Source organism: Pseudoalteromonas sp. T1lg23B (assembly GCF_002964665.1).
In the GTDB taxonomy this organism is placed as follows: Bacteria; Pseudomonadota; Gammaproteobacteria; order Enterobacterales; family Alteromonadaceae; genus Pseudoalteromonas.
Genome location: NZ_PQBZ01000013.1, coordinates 591,577 through 610,799, shown reverse-complemented (window position 1 = coordinate 610,799; position 19,223 = coordinate 591,577). Strand labels below are relative to the sequence as shown.

19 protein-coding genes and 5 tRNA genes are annotated in these 19,223 nt (G+C 42.2%); 5 read left to right on the top strand and 19 right to left on the bottom strand.

The genetic code is table 11. The features are described 5' to 3' along the window. From C2M32_RS06480 to hpf, 7 genes are all read right to left on the bottom strand, one after another. On the bottom strand, positions 1 to 768 hold a 768-nt coding region (locus tag C2M32_RS06480; RefSeq protein ID WP_158678146.1), incomplete at its 3' end, for an Ig-like domain-containing protein. Positions 769 to 983: 215 nt separating this feature from the next. Further along, complete coding sequence (locus C2M32_RS06475; protein ID WP_105167637.1) at positions 984 to 1,595, bottom strand: phage tail protein; 612 nt, start codon at positions 1,593 to 1,595, stop codon at positions 984 to 986. Positions 1,596 to 1,753: 158 nt separating this feature from the next. Further along, positions 1,754 to 2,233 carry a hypothetical protein gene (locus C2M32_RS06470; RefSeq protein WP_105167636.1) on the bottom strand — a complete coding sequence of 160 codons (480 nt, stop codon included), beginning with the start codon at positions 2,231 to 2,233 and terminating at the stop codon, positions 1,754 to 1,756. Positions 2,234 to 2,357: 124 nt separating this feature from the next. Next, positions 2,358 to 3,308: a formyltransferase family protein gene (locus C2M32_RS06465; RefSeq protein WP_105167635.1), complete on the bottom strand. Its 951-nt coding sequence runs from the start codon at positions 3,306 to 3,308 to the stop codon at positions 2,358 to 2,360. A 10-nt stretch (positions 3,309 to 3,318) separates the two neighbouring features. Next, entirely contained in the window at positions 3,319 to 4,557 is a 1,239-nt protein-coding gene (locus C2M32_RS06460; protein ID WP_105167634.1) for a hypothetical protein, read from the bottom strand. Between the two features lie 489 nt (positions 4,558 to 5,046). Continuing rightward, positions 5,047 to 5,964, bottom strand: coding sequence for a glutaminase B (gene glsB, locus C2M32_RS06455; protein ID WP_105167633.1), 918 nt, complete (start codon positions 5,962 to 5,964; stop codon positions 5,047 to 5,049). A gap of 99 nt (positions 5,965 to 6,063) precedes the next feature. Then, positions 6,064 to 6,420 carry a ribosome hibernation-promoting factor, HPF/YfiA family gene (gene hpf / locus C2M32_RS06450; protein ID WP_105167632.1) on the bottom strand — a complete coding sequence of 119 codons (357 nt, stop codon included), beginning with the start codon at positions 6,418 to 6,420 and terminating at the stop codon, positions 6,064 to 6,066. 369 nt (positions 6,421 to 6,789) lie between these two features. Here hpf and C2M32_RS06445 point away from each other — a divergent pair, with 369 nt between their 5' ends. From C2M32_RS06445 to C2M32_RS06430, 4 genes are all read left to right on the top strand, one after another. Continuing rightward, complete coding sequence (locus C2M32_RS06445; protein WP_105167631.1) at positions 6,790 to 7,446, top strand: ABC transporter ATP-binding protein; 657 nt, start codon at positions 6,790 to 6,792, stop codon at positions 7,444 to 7,446. Further along, positions 7,439 to 9,829 carry an ABC transporter permease gene (locus C2M32_RS06440; protein ID WP_105167630.1) on the top strand — a complete coding sequence of 797 codons (2,391 nt, stop codon included), beginning with the start codon at positions 7,439 to 7,441 and terminating at the stop codon, positions 9,827 to 9,829. The genes C2M32_RS06445 and C2M32_RS06440 overlap by 8 nt, the downstream gene beginning before the upstream one ends. Before the next feature lie 3 nt (positions 9,830 to 9,832). Continuing rightward, positions 9,833 to 10,882 carry a lipocalin-like domain-containing protein gene (locus C2M32_RS06435; RefSeq protein WP_105167629.1) on the top strand — a complete coding sequence of 350 codons (1,050 nt, stop codon included), beginning with the start codon at positions 9,833 to 9,835 and terminating at the stop codon, positions 10,880 to 10,882. Positions 10,883 to 10,992: 110 nt separating this feature from the next. Beyond that, positions 10,993 to 12,216 carry an FG-GAP repeat protein gene (locus tag C2M32_RS06430; RefSeq protein ID WP_105167628.1) on the top strand — a complete coding sequence of 408 codons (1,224 nt, stop codon included), beginning with the start codon at positions 10,993 to 10,995 and terminating at the stop codon, positions 12,214 to 12,216. A 152-nt stretch (positions 12,217 to 12,368) separates the two neighbouring features. On the opposite strand, the gene C2M32_RS06425 is transcribed toward C2M32_RS06430, so the two are convergent. The 3 genes from C2M32_RS06425 to C2M32_RS06415 form a co-directional block, all read right to left on the bottom strand. Further along, positions 12,369 to 12,776: a GNAT family N-acetyltransferase gene (locus C2M32_RS06425; protein WP_105167627.1), complete on the bottom strand. Its 408-nt coding sequence runs from the start codon at positions 12,774 to 12,776 to the stop codon at positions 12,369 to 12,371. Positions 12,777 to 12,888: 112 nt separating this feature from the next. Beyond that, the gene (locus C2M32_RS06420) at positions 12,889 to 13,434 is read right to left on the bottom strand and encodes a DUF7010 family protein (protein WP_105167626.1); all 546 of its coding nucleotides are present in this window, start codon (positions 13,432 to 13,434) and stop codon (positions 12,889 to 12,891) included. A 228-nt stretch (positions 13,435 to 13,662) separates the two neighbouring features. Then, positions 13,663 to 13,920, bottom strand: coding sequence for a hypothetical protein (locus C2M32_RS06415; protein WP_105167625.1), 258 nt, complete (start codon positions 13,918 to 13,920; stop codon positions 13,663 to 13,665). Positions 13,921 to 14,353: 433 nt separating this feature from the next. Between C2M32_RS06415 and C2M32_RS06410 the strand changes: the two genes are divergently transcribed. After that, complete coding sequence (locus C2M32_RS06410; protein WP_105167624.1) at positions 14,354 to 15,529, top strand: pentapeptide repeat-containing protein; 1,176 nt, start codon at positions 14,354 to 14,356, stop codon at positions 15,527 to 15,529. A 62-nt stretch (positions 15,530 to 15,591) separates the two neighbouring features. On the opposite strand, the gene C2M32_RS06405 is transcribed toward C2M32_RS06410, so the two are convergent. The 9 genes from C2M32_RS06405 to C2M32_RS06365 all read right to left on the bottom strand — a co-directional run bounded on the left by C2M32_RS06405 (position 15,592) and on the right by C2M32_RS06365 (position 19,194). Further along, positions 15,592 to 16,206 (bottom strand): pentapeptide repeat-containing protein, encoded by a 615-nt coding sequence (locus C2M32_RS06405; protein WP_105167623.1) that lies wholly within the window; start codon positions 16,204 to 16,206, stop codon positions 15,592 to 15,594. 309 nt (positions 16,207 to 16,515) lie between these two features. Continuing rightward, positions 16,516 to 17,226 (bottom strand): hypothetical protein, encoded by a 711-nt coding sequence (locus C2M32_RS06400; protein WP_105167622.1) that lies wholly within the window; start codon positions 17,224 to 17,226, stop codon positions 16,516 to 16,518. Positions 17,227 to 17,344: 118 nt separating this feature from the next. After that, positions 17,345 to 17,584, bottom strand: a complete 240-nt coding sequence (locus C2M32_RS06395) for a hypothetical protein (protein ID WP_105167621.1) — start codon at positions 17,582 to 17,584, stop codon at positions 17,345 to 17,347. A 368-nt stretch (positions 17,585 to 17,952) separates the two neighbouring features. Continuing rightward, the gene (locus C2M32_RS06390) at positions 17,953 to 18,354 is read right to left on the bottom strand and encodes a hypothetical protein (protein ID WP_158678145.1); all 402 of its coding nucleotides are present in this window, start codon (positions 18,352 to 18,354) and stop codon (positions 17,953 to 17,955) included. 248 nt (positions 18,355 to 18,602) lie between these two features. Next, positions 18,603 to 18,678, bottom strand: a tRNA-Phe gene (locus C2M32_RS06385). 76 nt (positions 18,679 to 18,754) lie between these two features. After that, positions 18,755 to 18,830 (bottom strand) — tRNA-Thr (locus C2M32_RS06380). Positions 18,831 to 18,841: 11 nt separating this feature from the next. Then, positions 18,842 to 18,917 (bottom strand) — tRNA-Phe (locus C2M32_RS06375). Between the two features lie 114 nt (positions 18,918 to 19,031). After that, positions 19,032 to 19,107 (bottom strand) — tRNA-Thr (locus C2M32_RS06370). A gap of 11 nt (positions 19,108 to 19,118) precedes the next feature. Next, a tRNA-Phe gene (locus C2M32_RS06365) sits at positions 19,119 to 19,194 on the bottom strand. Positions 19,195 to 19,223: the final 29 nt, after the last annotated feature.

The following is a 19,223-nucleotide window of genomic DNA, read 5'->3' as shown; positions in this document are numbered from 1 at the left end:
ACGGCCAGCACTTGGCGTGGTGGTTGTCCCATCACTCTCAGTGGTCACACTGAATACTTCAAAGTCACTACTGCCATCAACATCACGAATGGTGATATTACCACTACCAAGCGCGATATCTTCATCGAAGTCGATGACAATGTCGTTACTAACTGAAACATTGGTGTCGCCATCACTGGGGGTAGAATTGGCACTGTCAAACGTAGGGTTGGTGTTATCAACCGCGGCGGCAGTAAATACTATATTATCTATACCTATCCTCGAGTTATTACCAGTACCTGTTACATGACTGAATGTGACTGAGTTAACCGCTGTCCAGTCAGAGGGGCTTAGTGTTGCTAGAAAATCTCCAAGTTCAGCATCGGCAGCTGTAATACTTACCGCAGTACCACTATCTGGTGTAAACACATAACTACCATCTGAAAGGTCTGCAAATTCGGCCATATCAAACTGAGTAATACTAACTGGAGAATCAAAAGAGAGCGTCCAAGTTTCCCCATTTGGAGTCACAGTGCTCGGAACCATGAACCCTGAAGATACGGTTATATTCCCACCGTCTGACTGAGTTGCGGTAAGTGTAATACCACTAACCGTTGTGGTTAACGTTGCAGTACCTGACCCAGAGACTGTACTAAAAGTATATGTATCTGCTGCAGCTTGAGCACTAAATAGAAACAACACTACAAGCGCTTGTTTAATTGCCAGACTAAATTTACTGTAAGTACCGCACGCCCTATCTTGTGGAAACAATATAGATTTGAAACGCATAATTTTATCCTATACACCAAACTTACGAATAATAAGTAGCAACTAACTAATCAAGGTCATTCACTCTTTTTGTGCCGTGTTTACCGCAAACGTCATAAAAACCAACAATTAGACTGCCAAGTAATATTTTTCACGCCCTAACCAAATCATTGACCTGCCTGAAATAAAACGTGCTATGCGGCCAGCCAAACAGGTTAGCCGCATCGTCTGCTTATTTAGGCTCTGCTGGGATATATTCCCATAAGCGCCATCAGCCAATTTATGGGTAAAATAGGGTTGATTATATCTACTGGTAAACTGTTACCTGTGTTACCAACAGTAACAGTGCCACCCTCGCTGCCTCCGCCTTCGATTGTGAGCCCCGGAATTTCAACCAAATTCGCGCCAACAAAACCGGGTTTGAAGTACGCAGCGCTGGCATTGGCTGCCAAATATGTGTCCGTCGACGGTGTTGTTGCTGTCGCCTCATTGGTAGCCACTTCAAATTTACCGCTGGCACTTGTCGAGCCAGAAGGTTCAAATACAGCCATGTGGTTATGTGCAGGCATATGTACTATGTCAAGCGTAACGCGTTCCTTACCTAGCTTGATCCCCTGCCGATAATCTAAACCGCCCGGCATAGGGCCTTGACCAACTGGGCTTCTTCCACGTAGGTCAGGTATACCAAATGTCGTACGGGCATCCCCCCCATAAATAGTGCCTAACAGTGAAAATAGTGCGGTATTCTCACTGATGGCTTGTAACTGACCTAAGCACATTGTCCAGCGCTCAATCACAAACGATCCGCCAAAAGGCATCATTGATCCAATAAAAGGTTCGGTAGCCATATTTATTCCTCTAAGTTTGTATACTTACCTTGTTTAACTGTGCGCCTTTTACTGCTTAAAACCATACACAGTTTCGTTTGAATTTCTTTATTGTCGGTACTGCCTACACCTACTATCTAAATTACTAACCTGCTCAATTCTATTTACCGCGATTAGTGCTAGCCTTCCTTGCTTTCCTCCGGCAAGCCGACGTTAAATACCGGTGGAATAAAAAACTCAGGTAAAGACACTTGTCGAGCCTCTCCTGATACAACTTTGTCTAAGCACACTGTCCCCAAGTCATTCACACTAAGCTGCAATTCAGCCGCCTCGTCACTGGTAGGAAAGCGCCAGTAGAGTTCAGTTGTTTTGTATCTCAGCAGTGCCATTTGCTGATACTTGTCAAAGTCGCTTGGATTTTCACAAAATCTATCGTGACAACTTTCCAATCGTTGTTCGCCGAGAAATTGCACCAACAAACTCCCCATTCCTGGAATTTCAACTATCTGGCTTTGGCCACTTTTTATTGACAGTTCAGCACTGCCGTCTTTTGGAGCAACCTTTTGAGCCTTACTAATGTCAGGATAGTTGCCATTGTCATAGGGGTAGACAAGTAGCTCATATTCATAACGATTCGTGAGGTTTACCTTTATGTTCATATCTATCTCGCTTCTGAGGTTAATGTCAGAGCATAGTTAGAATGCAGGATTGATAAAAACATCAGCAGGGCAGTTATCATTTCCATCTAAACTAAGCTTCATATAAAAACGGGGTTATGTGTCATCAATACCTGAAATCATTACCTGCACCACTTTCAAGCTCCATACCTGGGTCCAGAGCAAACAACATCGCAAACCGATAGCCATCAAAACACCCCTGCTGCGTACCAATAATATCCAGCTTTACGGCCCCATCTGATGTTTTAATGATCAGCCCTACACTTTTATCAAGCTCAATGATAGTGCCAGGCTTAATGCCAGATAACGTACAGTCAACTTTAGACGCCTGAATGAGTTGGAATGTACTTTGGCTAAACCGAAATACAGCGCAAGTCATATCGGCATTGCCTGCTCGTGCCATGTTCACAATTTCGTGCGTACTGTGCTTAAACCAATCAATGAATAAGTCAACATGTTCGATTGCAGGAGCAAGCTTATTGCCGCCAGACGGCTGCTTGTGCCAAGCTAACTTGTGTTCCTTATCTAACTGAATAAAGTTTGAAACTAAATACGGTAGTGTTTGAGCAACCTTTTGGTGTAGGCACTTTATGGTCTCAAATGGATGTATATCTATGTCAACGCGATAGCCTATATCACCACTATCTAATTCTTCTGCGACTTTGTGAATGGTCAGTGCCGTGGTAGTTTCCCCATTACGAATTTGCCAATATAAAGGTTGCGGACCTCGGTAATCTGGTAAATGGCTTGGATGTATATTTACAAGCTCTTGATTGAAATACTGGATTAAATCTTTTCTTATTTTATGTCTAAATAAATAAACCATTCCTTTTTGGGCTTGTAAGCCATCTAGGCTAGCAATGAGTTGCTGGTCATCTTTGTTAGAATAGCCTAAAACAGCTATCTGTTGATGCTTAAGCCACTGTTGAAGCTGTAACAAATCTGAATTTGGTTCGCCATCGGGCAAAACGACGCATGCTAAGAGATTCGCTTTGTGCAAGTATTCAATCGCTGGCAAACTGAGACAGCTCCCCGTAAAAACAGCATACCGATTCATCACCTTCTCCCTATATTTTTACGGGCACAAACCCCGTCAAGCCGCTTAATTGATAATAAAATTGCACCGTGTCGCCGCTACTTGCTACAAAGTGCGTATGTTCGACTTCCCGAGGTTTAAGATCGACGTAAAAAGTCATATCCGGCTTTGGGTTCGTTATTCCAGAGTCATATTGACCAACTGACTCCTCTGCAAATGTATCGATGTGCGCATAAATCGCTAAGATTCGCTTGCTCATATCATCAACATCGGTGGGTAACACAATCTGGTTTGCGGAGATCACCCTAACGCCATCTTGAAGTTCCAATTCATCCATGGCCAATAGCGTTGATTTATTGATACGCAGTATTTCTCCTAGCTCCACTCTATCTTGCTGCGCCTGATTGTTTACATTCATTGAGTGACTATATTCAACGTTTTTCCATTGCTGGTTAAACTCAGTTTCACCAATAACCATCATGCCTTTTACCGACACATTTTGTGGGATCATCCAGCCATCTATGTTGAGAAACTTCACCAAGTGCTTGGCAATACTCAACTGCCCCTCTTTGGTAAAACCATGTTGCATAGCTTCAAGCACTAACAGATCTATTGCAACATCGGGGGTAAATTGGGTCGCATCCGCTTCTGCTATTTGTAATATGTAATCATCCAGTTGTAAGTCTTTTATCAACTGTTTAAGAGTCATCACTGCACCCGGCTGCACATCAACCAGAATGACCTTGATCTGCTGTGAGTCAAAGGTTTGCGAGTTTTTGTAATAGCTCAACAGCGGTAACAAAAGTGGTGCAAAAGGGCCACAGGCTGGATATAAAATGGTGATGGTTGAATTGTTTTTTAATTTGCCACGAATGGCTTGATCAATACCGCGAGCATATCCCTTGATGCGATACACATCTTTAATCGTATGCTTACAATTATGCACCGACATAACTAAACCGGTGGCCGATATATATTGACGCGTCAATACTTCCTGACTCAAGTCTGCCAACGCCATCGACTGCACAGCTTGGTCGTACATGTTTTCAAATGCTTTGACTAACTGTTGGTGGGTTACTTGGGTGTCACTCAATACCAAAGTCATCGCCTCAACAAAACTTTTTTGTAGGAGTTGCACTCGTTGTTCTGTTGTAACTTTTGACTTCAATAAAGACTCAAGTTGGGTGCGAATTGAATGCTTTAGCAACTCATCAATGTGAGGATCAGCATATCCAAGCGCTGACGCTTTTTCTAATTGTGGTTTTTCCATTAATGCTACCTAGCTCCAAGGGTCCTTGACTAAAACGTTCCACTGCAAGATTCAGTCGGTATTCATTGCTACTCAATGATTCAGTCTAGTCAAACGTTGCAGAAGTACTAAGTTTTTAATCTCAATAACTGGTTGCTTTAATTGTTTATTTTCAAACCAAAAATAAAGAACACAAAAAGTGCCTTAAACCCTTAGCAAAGAAGCCACAAATACCATTCTTTTTGTGAAGTACACCTTACACTGGACTATTCATTTTTAATTCGATAGCTGTTCAATATGAGATTACAAAACAAGCCGTTATCCATTGTGCCAACAATATGAATAATGGGGAATTACACTGAATTACACGCATAGAAACAGCATAAGCTGAGAAGCGCCACGTCAAGGTTTAAAGGCGCCCTAAATTAGCGAGGAAGCTTAATGGACGCCATAATAATGAGAGGGCTAAGCCTTAACAGTGAATTCACTATTTTCGGCTTAGTTTATTGTTTAGAAGATCGCAGTATTAAGCTGTTCTGACAAACACTCCAATGCCGCGATGCCGGCAACAGAATTACCAAATTTATCCAGACCAGGTGACCAAACTGCCACGGTAAACTTTCCTGGTACAACGGCGATAATCGTACCCGATACACCAGATTTGCCCGGCATCCCAACGCGATAAGCAAAATCTCCAGCAGCATCGTAAAGCCCGCTTGTAAACAGTAACGAATTTAACTGTTTGGTTTGTTTTGCACTGAGTAACTGTTGTTGGCTTTGCGCGCAATATCCTTGATTGGATAGGTATGAGAAAGTTCGCGCCAACTCGGCACAGTTAATTTCAATTGCACAGTAATTGAAGTAGCACCAAAGTACTTCTTCAACTTCATTGGTAAAATTGCCGAATGACTTCATTAAATACGCCATCGCCGCATTGCGAAAACGATGTTCAAATTCAGACTGTGCCACCTTTTTGTTGATCACCACCTTGTCGTTACCAGACTGACGACGATACTGTTCAAGCATGGTATAAATTGGCGCACCTAAACGTGAGAACAGCGCATCACAGGTGACAATCGCTCCGGCATTTATAAAAGGGTTGCGAGGAATACCATTTTCAAATTCAAGCTGCGTTAAAGAGTTAAAAGCGGTGCCTGATGGCTCTTTGCCGACGCGTTGCCAAAGCTCATCCTCATAACGCTGCAACGCCATAGTCAGAGTCATCACTTTAGATACTGATTGCACCGTAAAACGCGCCTGACACTCCCCCACCGTATAGGTTTTTCCGTCAATAGTGTGTAACGCCATGGCGAATTGACCGAGTTTTTGCTCCGCCAACGCCGGAATATAATCAGCCACTTTACCTGAGAGTAACAAGGGTTGAATGTGCGCGAAGGCGGTATCTAAAACGGCTTGATAATCGGTCATTTAAACTACTTTATAAGGGGTAAGACTGTTGCTCAGTCTAACATAAAAAAAGGGCCTGTTAAGGCCCTCTTTGCTGATATCACGTTAGGCACTATTACCTTAACGTAAATCCATTTCTTGAATAATTTCGTGTGCGATCTCTGGTGTTGTACTCACCGGCTTATTGTGTAAATTTGCTTTCAGTTGCCCTTTTCTATGTTTTAGTGAGGCATCTAATTTTTTAGCAGCGTTCGCGATTGCGGGATACATTACGTCCCCTTCCCCCTTAACTGCAATACGCACGCCAGAATACGTAGTCGATATTTCCGTGTAAAACTTTTTGTTCTCATTACTTATAATGATGTCTAATGACAATAACGACGGAAAATGTGTAGCTGTTTTGGCAAACTTTTCTTGAACGTGAGCTCTTACTGCATCTGTAACATCCACATGGTGGCCCGATAGATTTATCTTCATACATTTATCCTTTTCTTGTTTACCTCAATTACAGTATTGAGGTCATTTGCGAAAACCTCAAGGGTAAAAAGTCAGATTATTTTCATAAATGTGAAATCAGTGTGCGAGATCAAAAAAGTGTCTTGCCATGAGTTATCCCATAAAAAAATGTAAGTTCATGAATCAGAATTCTTATTTATTATTCTTAGCAGCTAGCTCGGTTGCTCCCTCCCAACGCACTCATCAAATCCATATTTACTTAGCCAAATTACATGCCAATATTGGCGTTGATACGCACACTCCCTAAACATTCCTTGTTACATGTTTCGCTTTTTTTCACAGCGCTATTTCTGTAATCTAGCTAAAACCACTGAGTAACAAGGAATTACAGTGATTAGTGTGACCGACTTATGTTTTAGCCGACAAGATGGCGACCAAGTTCAAACTCTATTTGATGGCTTTAGTTTTAAAATTGCAGCACAAGAGCAAGTTGCTTTACTTGGTGATAGTGGCTCTGGAAAAACCACACTACTGCACTTATTGGCAGGTTTACTCAGCCCTGATAGCGGACAAATTGAAGTAAATGACGAGCTTATTTCTTCTTATAGCAAGCAACAACTTGCGCACTTCCGCCGTAAGATAGGCCTTATTTTTCAACATTATCAACTGCTTGACTGTCTCACTGTGAAACAAAACATTCTGTTTCAACATCAGCTCAATTTTCCAAACCAGCCACCTGAAGCGCTCGATACTTTGGTTGAGCAACTGGGATTAAGCAACAAGCTGAATAAATTGCCTAGCCAGCTCTCAGGTGGTGAGCAACAGCGTGTTGGTATTGCCAGAGCGTTACTTAACCAACCTAAGCTGATCTTAGCCGATGAACCGACGGGCAATCTTGATCAAGCGCGCTCTCATCAAGTGGTCGAAATGCTGACAACTTTATGTAAAGAAAGACAAATGAACTTAGTCATGGTGACCCACTCGCAACAGCTCACCCAGTATTTTGATAGCGTTAAAGTGCTCGCAAACGGGCAGTTCAATGACTGAAATTAAGCTCATTTTAAATACGCACCTTGCGTATTTTAGACGCCACCCGTGGTTACTATTACTGTTTATCGTTGGCCTAAGTTTAGGAAGCGCCCTACTGAGCGCCATTGCTGGGCTCAACCAAGAAGCCAAAAGCCGCCATCAGAAATCATCCGCACTCATTGATGCGACCGTCAGCCATATTGTAAAACCGCCCATTGGCCAAAACTACATTGATGGGAAATTATGGTTAAAGTTACGCGAACAGGGCTTTACCAACGCACAGCCTGTGTTACGCGCCAAACTAACGCTGGCATCGGGTGACACACTTTATCTACAAGGCGTAGATAGCCTCATTTGGATGACCAAACCCGCGCCAAGCAACGCGCAGCAATCTGGCAGTGATGGCAATACGGGATTTGCGTTTGATACCATTTTGATAGATAGCAAACAGGCTGAAAAACTAAAGCTGGCGACGACTAACAACACACTCCAACTTGCAAATAGCCCATATACACCCAGCTTCAGCTTGGCTGATGGTATTGGCATATGGTCGATTACGGACTTGGCTTATGCGGATATGTTACTTGAAGCCAAGGGCCAACTCAGCTTTATTGAATTTGTTGGTTTAACTCCTGAGCAAATTCCACAGGTCGAGGCCATTTTGGCCCATGACGCAAGGCTTGTTGCCACACAAGAGCAAGACTTTGATGCTCTGTCTGAGGCGTTCTTTTTTAACCTCGCTGCACTTGCCTTACTGGGCTACATTGTTGCTGCCTTTTTAAGTTTCAATGCAATTAAGCTCTCAATTGCAGGGCGAAAAAAGCTGCTTGGTCAGTTTAATATTTTAGGGTGCTCACCTAAGGCTATTCGCACCGCTATTGTGATTGAGTTTACCTTGATGAGCTTTGTTACTGCGCTGCTAGGTAGTGTCGCAGGGTTTGTTATTGCCAATGCTTTGGTACTTGACGTAAACCGCACGCTCATGGGGCTTTATAAACTTGAACAAGCATTGACGATACAGTGGCAATGGCAAACCCTAGCACTGGGGTTTGTGGTTAATATCGCCACACTCACCCTGATGCTAGCAACGCAAAAAAACGCAGTACAAAAGCAAAGCAACACCCTGTTTTATTCGGTTCTAGGGGGGGTGATTGCGGCACTCGGTTACTTGTATTTTAACGCCCAATCTGAGTTTGACGCGCTACTGCTGTGCTTTTTCATTTTATTGCTATTTGTGCTGATCACCCCAAAAAGCCTACAAAGGGTACTGAGCTTGCAAAATCCATTTTCGGCCCCTTTGTGGCAATGGCTATATGCAGACAGCAAGCTGCAATTAAAAGAGTTGAGAATTGCTATCGTGGCAATTTTGGTGGCCCTTGGTAGTGCCATTGGCATGCAGATCATGGTTAAAAGCTTTAGCAACACGCTCAATGCTCACCTAGAAAAGCAATTAAGTGCTGATGTGTATATTCAAGTAGATAAATACGACCCAGAACTTCGCGCACGTTTGAGCGCTGACGACCTCACAGAACGGGTTGGCATTTATATGGCAAGCAATGGCTACATCAATAAAATACCAGCAAAGCTGACGAGCTTTGGACAAGGGCAGTTAGCCTTTGCACATATAAACTTAACCTCAGGGGAGGCAGTAAATGCCTCACACTTTGCAAACAATGGCTGTATCGCTAACGAACAAGCCACCATAAAATATCATTACCGACTTGGTGACAAGATTACATTTAAACAAAATCAACATACCTTTGAATGCCGAATTTCTGCATTTACCTATGATTATGGTAACACTGCTTTGGGCCTGATAACCCAAGAGCAAACCATCAAAACAAGCCCGTTACACTGGCAGGTATATGGTTTGTCGCTCACTATCAATGATGGTGTGACTGTGGAGCAACTTATCGAACGCCTTATAAACACGTACCAGATCGACAGTACCTATATTACCGAGAACAAACGATTCAAAGCCATTGCCAATGGACTGTTTAATGATACTTTTAAGGTCACTAAGGTTTTAAATGGCTTTATTCTCGCCATTGCGTTAGTCAGCCTGTGTATCAGCCTGCTGAGTTTGAGCGCTCAACACGCAAAGCAGTTGGCCGTGTTGAATAGCTTAGGTGTGGATGCCACTCAATTACAAAAACTCAAGCTGGTGCAAACCATCTTGCTGGTTGGCTTTACCTGCCTGTTTGCAATGCCATTGGGTTTTGCCTTGGGGTTTGCTTTATTAAAATTTGTCATGCCTATCGCATTTGGCTGGACCATTCATTTTTATTTAGATTTGCCTGCGCTGTTGAACACATGTTTGTTGTTACTGCTTGCTGCGGTGTTTTGTGCTTATTTGCCCATTAAAAAGCTCACCGCCGACTTGCACGCTAAAGGAAGTTAACCAATGATAAAGTCGTCCTGCTTACTGCTTTTTATTGTGCTACTGATGGGATGTGGCCCAGCTCCTCAGACTGAACACACCCAAGCCCTGCAAACCGTCAGTGGTGAACCTGTAGACAAACGCCGTGGCGTAATGTTTCCACAAGATCATGGCCCACACTTGGAGCAAGGCATCGAATGGTGGTATGTGACAGCAAACTTAAGTGCGGATAGTGGCGAAACCTTTGGCGCACAGTGGACTTTATTTCGAACACTGGTGCCTTTACCCTTTGAGTCAACATGGTGGGATAACCAACTTTATTTTGCCCATTTTGCGCTACAACATGAGCAGTCACATATTGCCTTTGAACGATTTGCACGAGCTGGACAGGCAGGTATCACAACCACCCCATTTGCCGCCCATTTAGATAACTGGTCACTAAAAAGCACCGAGCGAAGCTTTTTGCCACTGCAACTCAAAGCAAGCCAAGGTGACTATGCCATTGATGTGTCACTCAGTAATAGTCCACTCACCTTGCATGGTGAAAACGGCTACAGTCAAAAAACTCAAAGCGGCCATGCCTCTTACTATTTCAGCTACCCATTTTTGCAAACACAGGGCACCTTAACTTTTGAGGGCAAAAGTTACCAAGTGTCAGGTAATGCTTGGTATGACAGAGAGTGGTCAGCGAGCTTGTTGGATAAAAGCCAACTTGGCTGGGACTGGTTCAGCCTAGTGAGTGACGATAACCCCAAACAAGGCTTAATGTTGTTTTGCATTCGCGATGCACAGCAAAATTATGACTACTGTAGCGGCACACGTATTAATGAGCAGGGTCAAGCGACGCAAATTCCTCGACAAGATATTCGTTTACAGGCGTTACAACATATCACGATTGAGGGTACTCAATACCCAAGTCATTGGAAAATTGAATTGCCCGACTTTGCACCGGTGCTGATTGAAACCATCACGAAAAATTCTCTAAACAAGTTGTCGATCCCCTACTGGGAAGGCCGAGTGAGAGCCAGCGGTGGATTTAATGGCATTGGCTATGCCGAGTTATCGGGGTATTAACTCTGCATCCATCTTTTTTTGATGCTTTTCAACTCGTTAATTAGCTGTTGTTCAGTGGATGCGAATTGCATAAAGTGATCTTTTAACCCTAAAAACACATGGAAGTAGTCATGAACTCTCATTCTATTTTTAAATATTTATGTTGTTTCACTTTATTAGTCACTTGGCAAAGTGATGCGACGCAACACAAGTTGTTGCCCGACAATGGTCAAGCCCAAGACCAATTTGCTTTTAGCGTTGCAATAGATGGCACAACCGCACTAGTGGGTGCGCTCAACGCTGACGCCAACCAAGTCAAAGACTCAGGAACCGCCTACGTCTATACCTTGGGCGCTAAAGGGTGGCAACAGCAAGCCACATTGGTTGCCGAACCGGCTTTTGCTGGTGACACCCTTGGCGGCAAGGTAGCACTCAAAAACCATGTCGCCGTGCTAGGGGCAAGCAGACGAGACGATAAAGGGGAAGACTCAGGTGCCGTAATTACCTTTGAACGAGCAGCAAGCTCATGGACACAAAAACAAATTTTAACCGCCATCGATGGGCAAGCAGGAGATGCATTTGGTCAAAGCATTGCACTGACAGAGCGCTTTTTGGTCATCGGTGCCCCTCACAGCGATACGCCACATAAAGACTCAGGATCCGCCTACGTTTATATGCGAGACAAAGACTCATGGCAATTTCACAGTAAACTCACCGCTCAAGATGGCGCGGCTGGCGATTTATTCGGAATAAGTGTTGCGATTGACGGCAATACCATGCTCGTGGGCGCTGATTTAAACGATGAACGCGCCGAAAAAGCCGGTGCCGTTTATGCCTATCATTTTGACGGTAAGCAATGGCATCAACAAGCCAAACTGATGGCAAGTGATGGCGCCAACACCGACATTTTTGGTGTAAGAGTGGCACTGTTTGGCGATACCGCCCTCATCTCCGCCAGACGTGATGATGTAGAAGGCATTGGCACAGATGCAGGCTCGGCCTATATTTTTGAGCGCTCACAAGGGAAATGGACTCAAACCCAAAAGTTAATCGCCCCCGATGGCAAAGCCGACGACCGATTCGCCCGTGGCGTAGCACTTTACCAAGACACCGCGCTCATCAGCGCCATGCATCACGATGCCAAGGCTGAAAACGCAGGTGCGCTATACGTGTTTAAAAAACAACAAGGTCAATGGCGTTATAGCACCAAAATCGTCGCCAGTGATGGCGCAGCAGAAGACCGATTTGGTTGGAACCTTGCCCTAACCAAGCAACACGCAATTATCGGAGCCCCGCATCGCGACGACAACGGCAATGCCTCAGGCGCTGCTTACATTCTAGATTTGCAAGATTAAACACGGTACTTTACAGGCGGGTTTATTGGCTGGAGCCTTTAGTTTAACCAGCCTAATTTGCAAGCAGTAAGGGGACTAACTCGGCGTGCTCATAACGTCCAACACAGAGCCAATAAAGAGCTAGAGGTTAATTCAATACGCTTACTATGTGCCTAATGCTCGTTGCCTGAATATATCCACATAGGCTCTGTTTTACCTGCTCGTTCAAAGCCTAGCGCTTTATAAAACTCAATGGCCCCTGTGTCAGCGCTAAGCATTTGTTGATGAAAACCTCGGTAAACAGACTGCATTGCCACCATCATTTTACGCCCTATGCCATTACCATGGTAAGAGGGGTGAACAAGCATATGAGGGTAATATACGACGAGATGACCATCAGATATAGCGTTCCCCACACCTACTAATTTTCCATCTAAACGAGCTGTAACTAGAGTGTGGGAGTTACGCAGAGCAGGCAAAAGCCGTTCAGGCTTTTCTGCCGATGACCATTCGTTAGCTCGGTATAACGCTACAATTTCGGCGTCGTCAATCTCGCCATTAAGTTCAACTTTAATATTCATAGCTGCTTCGATTCTGATTATTCATAGCGCCCAATAATGGGCAAAAAATTGTTAGCTAAAATGTTGAGACACGAAAACATCCAACTGTTTCTTGTTCATATTAACTAGCTAGTTATGCAGTATTTAAAACCACACCTTTTGATTTATTTAGAATAACTAAAGAAAATATAATTTCTGTTAAACCACCAATAAAAGCACCAATTAAAAAGTTTGCACCAAATATGACACAAAACATACCTGATAGCATAAGCACCGCACCTAAAACCCAGTAGATTCTTGAGCCATATAAAGTGTTAAAAATTAAGTAACGGACACCTATAGCCATGAGCATTATTGGGTAAAACCACTCTACATGCAGCTTTGCCACATAGAAAGCTAAGAACAAACCGACAAACAAAATAATAGTGCTTTCTAATGCAAGTTTACCTAAAGGATTTTTAGGATCATGATTTCCAGGACGTTTAAGTACTTTCGATAATAACATAGCCAGCGGGTGTATAAACATACCACCAAAGAACAAGGTCAGCATACTTGACAGGTTCGAGTAAAATAGCGCAACAAAACCCGCAATACACCACACTAAGCCAGAAACTAAAACACCTGTTCCACCTCCAAAATATGAAAAACTCATATCTTTTTGTGCTTCTTCAAACTTCATGCTTACTCCTTATTCCAGAACCGAATAACAGTTTATTCTATTGCATTTTGGTGCTTTATAATGCTCTAAAACAGCTTGTATTACTTACATTTATAATTCCATCAATATTTACCTTTGTAAACAGCTAACTAAAACAACCAAAACCACACTAAAAATGGCGGAGCCAAAAAGTATTGACCACTACACTTGCACCCCACGTTGTCCACATGAGCGTAATTATAAACTCACTTAAAAGCCACTTTCTTCAGCTCGCTTCTGTGCTAGTTCGAGTACATCATCATATGAATAAGCTGAGGTATAAAAAGCATGCTCCCAATAAGGTGGAACTTCATTCATGGAGATCTCGTATCCATGCTCTTCTAACAATGTGAGCAAATGCCCTCTTTGGCTTCTGGAAATTGACCCATTCCAGTAGATCCCATTCTCTTCAATATCGTTAATCGCTGCGTCTAATAGATGTTCTCTCGCATTTTCTTTTAAATTCATAACAGCCTCGCTGTAAAGTGATTTGTGTTTAAGTTAATTACATGCAAGTACAAATAGCCAAATTCAAGGCATAAAAGTGCCTAAATCAGATGAACTAATTTGTGAGGTAAAAAGCCCGAAAGCTTGGTTTCTAGTTGTGAGTAGATCTCACTGATATGATAAAGCCAAAGGCTTTATTTCTTGATGCGATGACATTCGTCTCGCTTTTGCTGGAATCGTTTTCAGACTGTCATAACGCGCACATAAAGTCAATAATTGATTCTCCCCTCTTTGTTCTGCTTGGTTTAGGTGGGGTTTGCCACCGCGTCATTTCTCTTTGCTTCGCGGAATGACGTGGTGGATGTGTATCGGTGAAATCGAGCTATCATATTGATAAGGAGAATCTTATTTACGAAACTTTTCTAGTTACGTTCTTTTGGAGTAGGTAATTTCAATGACACAAACTCAGCTAAATAGAATACTCGCATTACATAAGAAATTTCTTAAAACAGGAGGTATTGAGGGCGAACGTGCGAACTTCTCTGCTACATATCTTGATAAGGTTTATGGTCGAGATGACGCTTCAAATAAAGTTGCCATATACGAAAATGGAAGCTCATGTACCACATTAGTTGGGGCAGAATGCAGCGATGAGCACTTATTTAGAACTTCCCATTTTAATTCATTAGATTTCAAATCAGCTGATTTGAGAGGAGCCAACTTTGCTGGTGCACTGTTTCACAATTGTGATATGAGTGGAGTCGTATTTGGCACTCAAGATTTGTCATCTACATGGTTTTTAAAAGTAAGAATAAAAGTAATGCTAAGGTTAATAGCCAATTTAAAAGGCGCGAAGCTGGTTGAATGTGACTTTTCAGACTGTATGATCCAAAACGCTAACTTTGGCAAAGCTGAAATGCATTGCTGTACCTTTGAGAACTCAAATATTTACTTCTCTTCTTTCCAAAGTACAGTCTTAAAGAAATCAATCTTTAATAAATGCGTATTTTGGGCAGTTAATATTAGAAATACTGACCTCTCAAATAGCCAATTTATATCTGCTAATTTCAAAGAAAGCACAATAGCCCAATCTAATATCTCATACTGCAATTTTCATAACGCTATTATTAGTGGCCTTGAGCTTGTAATGCTTCCTTTCCTGAGCCGCCTTAAAAACGGTAAACAGCTTTCAACTCAATGTATTGGCTGCAATATAGGTACATCAATTGGGGGAGAACTTATAAAACACAAAGTACAAGAACAAGCCCACATTGAAGAATTTGCAGAAGACAGACCCAACACTTACTTGCTCTGGCTCTTAACCTCAGATTGTGGAAAGAGTGGCTACTTGCTGGGTGGTTGGGCAACTCTCTTAATTCTACTTTTTTCAGTTTTATTCTGGTACCTTTCTCCAGATCACCTTAATTACCCAGAACATCTACAGACAATGAAAGAAAGTTGGTTTGTCCATTTGTACTATTCGGTTGCTACATTTACGACTCTGGGATACGGAGACATATCTCCAAAGACATTATTGGCAATGGTTTTAGCTAGCATTGAAGTAATTATTGGCTTCATTTTTCTTGGCCTTTTAATAACATTATTCAGCAATAAAATTACAGCTAAATAATGATTTAAAACATACAAACTAGCTATCAAAAGTGTGCTAAAACGCGATAAGTAATAGAGCATTTATTTCAATGCTGCTGGTATGGGAGCTCCACATTTCAATGAATCGTCTCGAATTGCAGTCTCCCAATACTTTGCCACTGTGAGACTCTCGCATGATAGCCCTATGGCGCCACGAATGTCGGCGTCTTTTAGGCTCACTTCAACTAACGGACTACCCGAGAAATGCGCACCTCGCATGTTGGCACCATCAAAAATTGTTTGCCTCAAAAATCCAGCTCTTAAGTCGCTCATAACCAGCGTTGCATTTGAGAAATTAGCACCTCCAAGGTGCGCTCCCAAAAAATTTGCCATACTTAAATCAGCATCGCTCAAATTAATTCCGGCTAAATACACTCCAACACTTAACATGTCTTCAGAGCGATCTATATTTGGGGGCGACATATCAATGCCCATTAACCTCTCCCCTCGTTGATTTAAGTATTCTAAAGCTCTTATTTTTCCGCTGTTCCCTGATGCTCGGGTTGCAACAACTTGCCAAGCAGTCATTAAACGGGACTCTTCTTTTATCACCCAATCATAGAAGAAAACTACTATAGCTAACATTACTGATACGTACGTCAGCAGTTTCATCAAAGGGTTTATCTTCTGGTCAATTAAACGTAAGTAACTGTTCATTCCCCCAAGTTTCCTTTTGTTATGTTTCGTTTAAAATACAAAAAGTATTAATGTCATATTCTTAGCTTCTGAGTCAATCTGGAGGTAGTCCATACATAAAATTAGAGGGGGAGAATTCTAAAAGCTCAACCACGGCAAGTGTTGTTATCCGATGTACAGCATGTTTAACATTATTCTTTGAAGCATTGATTAGCACCGAATTGGTATGCTTTTTGGGCGCTTTGATATGAATGTCACTTAATAGATGTTTTTGAAGATTTACCCAAATTACCGAATTTACCAATTAATACGATCGATGATGCAACATTGCTACAGTAGGAACTTAGTTACTATAACAACTATCACTCCACCTGTAATGGTGATAATAAAGCTAGCTAGGTGATTTACCAACCATTTAAGTACTCCTCCAGAGCTGCTGTTCGCGGTTTTGCAATCATTCTTTTCTCCAGTTTGAATAATACCACTATTGGACCCTTGGACATTCACAGTATTGTTAATGGTCGTGTGCTTTTTACTTGCCATTGATATTAAGTCTCCTTTTCTTGATTCTGATATTAGAGATAGATAAGGGCGCATTTCGTCATCAGATAAGTAGTGTAAGTATTGCTCCAACGCACCTCTCACATTCGCTTTAAACGTTGGAATGTGTTCAGTTTGAAACTGATTCGACACATTTCCCGAATTACAGTCATATATTCCTTTTGATGACGCACAATCTGATAGTTGCTTCATTGAAGCATAAGCTGCTTCAGCACTAGCTAAAAGGCCTAAGTTCATTAAAGTTTCACTCGCCGAAACCTGTCTCGCTGTAAAGCCAGGTGGTGGCGATTTATGTAACCTTTGACCTAACTTTGTTGCCAGTATGCCCCAGTTCATCTCGCTCGATAAATATTCATGGCCTTTAACGTGTTCACTAAATTTTACTTTGGGCATTTTTTGCTCAAAGTATCCTGAAGGTATGCTTCTATCAAGATCGGACAGTATTTGCACTCTCAGCTGTTTAACTACCCAAGAATCCATGAAAATATTACCTATAAAATAGTTTCGATACATTATAGTACTAAGTATTCACGGCTGTTTATAAGCATCTATGATCACGAAAACAGCTATCGTATCACCTCCTAGACTTGTTCACCTTTTAGTGTGTACCACTGCTACTCAAAGGTTTCTCATCAGACATGCTCAAAATAACCTGCATCATATAGTCTTGAATCGCTTCACTTTCATCATCTGACACACCTTTCAACACAGCTCGTTTTGAAACGCACTCGACACCAAGTCGCTCAAAGTCAGTTTGACCAACACAAAAAAATACATTTTCACCATTCAGATCATGCTGAAACGTTACTGGCTCAACTCCAAGCTCAATCTTTTCCATTACAACAACTACCTTTAAAAACTTAAAAATGATTTTGGCCAAACTACGTTTTGGTAAAAATCTATCTATTTATATTTAAACACTATATTTAAAGGCATCACCAGTTAAAAGTGATAGATCACTAAGTTTGCAGCTTTGAGCACTGATTTAGACTGAACGTAAAACACCTATCACTAATTTACTAACACAGTACTCTTAAGGCTTAGCAAAGAGCGCATTTAGACCTTTAAGTTGCTTAAACTAGGAAAACTCTGATTTTCACTCACCAGGGGAAGCCAACGGAGAAGCTGTGTGCTCTATTTCTTGAATTTCAGGCACGACAAAGCCCTGCATCGAGGCAGTTCTGATTTATATTGGCAAAAGCTTTATTAAGCTATGGGAATATCGCGATATCGCTCGATTGGTGGTGCTTCGCGCTCTTTTTTGGGAATTATCGTTCGGCGCACTTTGGCTTTACTTGCCTTCACTTCACCAAACACAAATTTTGCTACACGACTTACTTGCTCTTTGAGCACCGAAAAAAAACCAAGTGGCCGCATGGTTTCAATTAGAGACTTTACCGTCATATACGCCCACCCCAGCTTTTTAGATAGTTGAGAAATGCTTTGTTGGTAGGTATCTCGTTTATTACGTGTAGATAGTTTGCTGGCTTTGATTTTACTGCTGATCAACGCATGTAGCATCAACATTTTGTGTTGATGACGAGAGTCATATCGGCTTTTTGAGTCGAATAAATGTAACTGAAGACCATAGAGGGGAAGAGTATTCACTGCTTGTTGGCCATGAATGATTTGCGTGTAGCTTTGAAGTCGCCATATATAAACATCGCTTATGTTTATGAAAGCCGCGTTGGAAACTTAAGTCGCCAAACTTAATCTGAGTTTCTATATCGCGGTTTTTTGCTATCAAACGTTCGCTAAATCGCCTCCGTCATGCGCGACGAAGTTATAGATTTTGTAGGAAAAGGGTGTTTTTGTAGGAAACGGTATTTTAAAAATTCGCTGTAAGCGAGAGGGGATGGTGCCCAGAGGCGGAATCGAACCACCGACACGAGGATTTTCAATCCTCTGCTCTACCGACTGAGCTATCTGGGCATAAATAACAACTTTTCCATGCGACTCTCTTAAAAGAGTTTTATGTCCAAGTTTTTTGGCTTTCGCCGAAAATAAATGGTGCCGACTATCCGAGTCGAACGGATGACCTACTGATTACAAGTCAGTTGCTCTACCAACTGAGCTAAGTCGGCACACTAAATAATGGTGCCCAGAGGCGGAATCGAACCACCGACACGAGGATTTTCAATCCTCTGCTCTACCGACTGAGCTATCTGGGCAAAATACTTTTCAAAAGAAAATCCATATAGAATTTTCAATACTACACTAAACCGTTCAACTAATTGAACCATCTAGATAAATTTTTGCTTATCTTTTTATTCCTAGCGAGGAAATGGTGCCGACTATCCGAGTCGAACGGATGACCTACTGATTACAAGTCAGTTGCTCTACCAACTGAGCTAAGTCGGCGCACCTAAAAATGGTGCCCAGAGGCGGAATCGAACCACCGACACGAGGATTTTCAATCCTCTGCTCTACCGACTGAGCTATCTGGGCGTGCGGCGTATTAAAAGGGTTTTGCCCTT

What these genes read in the sequence shown, in the direction of transcription:
- glsB (WP_105167633.1), bottom strand. Translation starts at nt 5,964, where the DNA reads ATGACCGATTATCAAGCCGTTTTAGATACCGCCTTCGCGCACATTCAA.
- hpf (WP_105167632.1), bottom strand. Translation starts at nt 6,420, where the DNA reads ATGAAGATAAATCTATCGGGCCACCATGTGGATGTTACAGATGCAGTA.
- C2M32_RS06400 (WP_105167622.1), bottom strand. Translation starts at nt 17,226, where the DNA reads ATGGATTCTTGGGTAGTTAAACAGCTGAGAGTGCAAATACTGTCCGAT.
- C2M32_RS06410 (WP_105167624.1), top strand. Translation starts at nt 14,354, where the DNA reads ATGACACAAACTCAGCTAAATAGAATACTCGCATTACATAAGAAATTT.
- C2M32_RS06420 (WP_105167626.1), bottom strand. Translation starts at nt 13,434, where the DNA reads ATGAAGTTTGAAGAAGCACAAAAAGATATGAGTTTTTCATATTTTGGA.
- C2M32_RS06405 (WP_105167623.1), bottom strand. Translation starts at nt 16,206, where the DNA reads ATGAACAGTTACTTACGTTTAATTGACCAGAAGATAAACCCTTTGATG.
- C2M32_RS06395 (WP_105167621.1), bottom strand. Translation starts at nt 17,584, where the DNA reads ATGGAAAAGATTGAGCTTGGAGTTGAGCCAGTAACGTTTCAGCATGAT.
- C2M32_RS06425 (WP_105167627.1), bottom strand. Translation starts at nt 12,776, where the DNA reads ATGAATATTAAAGTTGAACTTAATGGCGAGATTGACGACGCCGAAATT.
- C2M32_RS06470 (WP_105167636.1), bottom strand. Translation starts at nt 2,233, where the DNA reads ATGAACATAAAGGTAAACCTCACGAATCGTTATGAATATGAGCTACTT.
- C2M32_RS06465 (WP_105167635.1), bottom strand. Translation starts at nt 3,308, where the DNA reads ATGAATCGGTATGCTGTTTTTACGGGGAGCTGTCTCAGTTTGCCAGCG.
- C2M32_RS06460 (WP_105167634.1), bottom strand. Translation starts at nt 4,557, where the DNA reads ATGGAAAAACCACAATTAGAAAAAGCGTCAGCGCTTGGATATGCTGAT.
- C2M32_RS06475 (WP_105167637.1), bottom strand. Translation starts at nt 1,595, where the DNA reads ATGGCTACCGAACCTTTTATTGGATCAATGATGCCTTTTGGCGGATCG.
- C2M32_RS06430 (WP_105167628.1), top strand. Translation starts at nt 10,993, where the DNA reads ATGAACTCTCATTCTATTTTTAAATATTTATGTTGTTTCACTTTATTA.
- C2M32_RS06415 (WP_105167625.1), bottom strand. Translation starts at nt 13,920, where the DNA reads ATGAATTTAAAAGAAAATGCGAGAGAACATCTATTAGACGCAGCGATT.
- C2M32_RS06435 (WP_105167629.1), top strand. Translation starts at nt 9,833, where the DNA reads ATGATAAAGTCGTCCTGCTTACTGCTTTTTATTGTGCTACTGATGGGA.
- C2M32_RS06440 (WP_105167630.1), top strand. Translation starts at nt 7,439, where the DNA reads ATGACTGAAATTAAGCTCATTTTAAATACGCACCTTGCGTATTTTAGA.